Below are 717 nucleotides of genomic sequence, written 5' to 3'. Positions count from 1 at the left end.
GGCATCACCTCGGTCTAACTGATAGACCGAGTTGTCTGCATCGCAGGCAAGCCAGCTCCCACATTTGTTTTTGTGTTTCAGCAGGGGGATTTGGATTGTTCCTACGGAGGCTGTAGGAAGGGTCTGGCAAATGGGGTTGTGGGTTGTATCGTTGCCTACAGCTAAGCCAGAATCGCCCGGCTTGTGCGTCTGGATGGGCGTCTCTAAGGTTGGCCGGTCGCTGAATGTTCAGTGATCGGGTTTAGTAGCCCGTGGTGAGACGTACAGCAAATCATTGATCAGGACTGCCCTGTATTTGATGGTGGCTGTACGGAGGGCGCTTTCGAGCGCGCCGGTGAGTCTCCCCGGTCTACTAACCTGCGTACAGCTGCCACCCTCCGTTTAGTAGCGGCTGGTTGCGGCTCCTACCCGGAGACGTTCCATGGTTAACCTTTATTCCGTTGCACCCAACCTCCCTACCGAAACCCTCGTACTCAACAGCTACGAAACCTTCACTTCCGTCCGTACCCTGTTACTCAAGCTGTCCAACGACCTCACCGGCGAGCACCGCGACGTGGCTTTGGCCATTCATCAATTAAGCGAACTCGGCGTAATGCTGGTCGGCCAGATGATGGACCACGAAACCCCCGTAGCCCGAGCTTAAAACGCGGTCAATGTGGGAGCTGGCTTGCCTGCGATGCAGGCAACTCGGTCTATCAGTCAGACCGAGGTGAGGCC

General features: G+C 56.2%; 1 protein-coding gene. It reads left to right on the top strand.

Features of this window, described 5'->3' with window-relative positions; genetic code table 11:
- Window positions 1-421: 421 nt before the first annotated feature.
- Window positions 422-643, top strand: a complete 222-nt coding sequence (locus tag FEM54_RS33455) for a DUF6124 family protein (protein WP_099548066.1) — start codon at window positions 422-424, stop codon at window positions 641-643.
- The last annotated feature ends 74 nt before the right edge of the window (window positions 644-717 follow it).

This window comes from Pseudomonas edaphica (genome assembly GCF_005863185.1).
GTDB lineage: Bacteria > Pseudomonadota > Gammaproteobacteria > Pseudomonadales > Pseudomonadaceae > Aquipseudomonas > Aquipseudomonas edaphica.
Note: the sequence above shows the minus strand (reverse complement) of the source record. Positions and strands in the feature narration are given on the sequence as shown.

What these genes read in the sequence shown, in the direction of transcription:
- FEM54_RS33455 (WP_099548066.1), top strand. Translation starts at nt 422, where the DNA reads ATGGTTAACCTTTATTCCGTTGCACCCAACCTCCCTACCGAAACCCTC.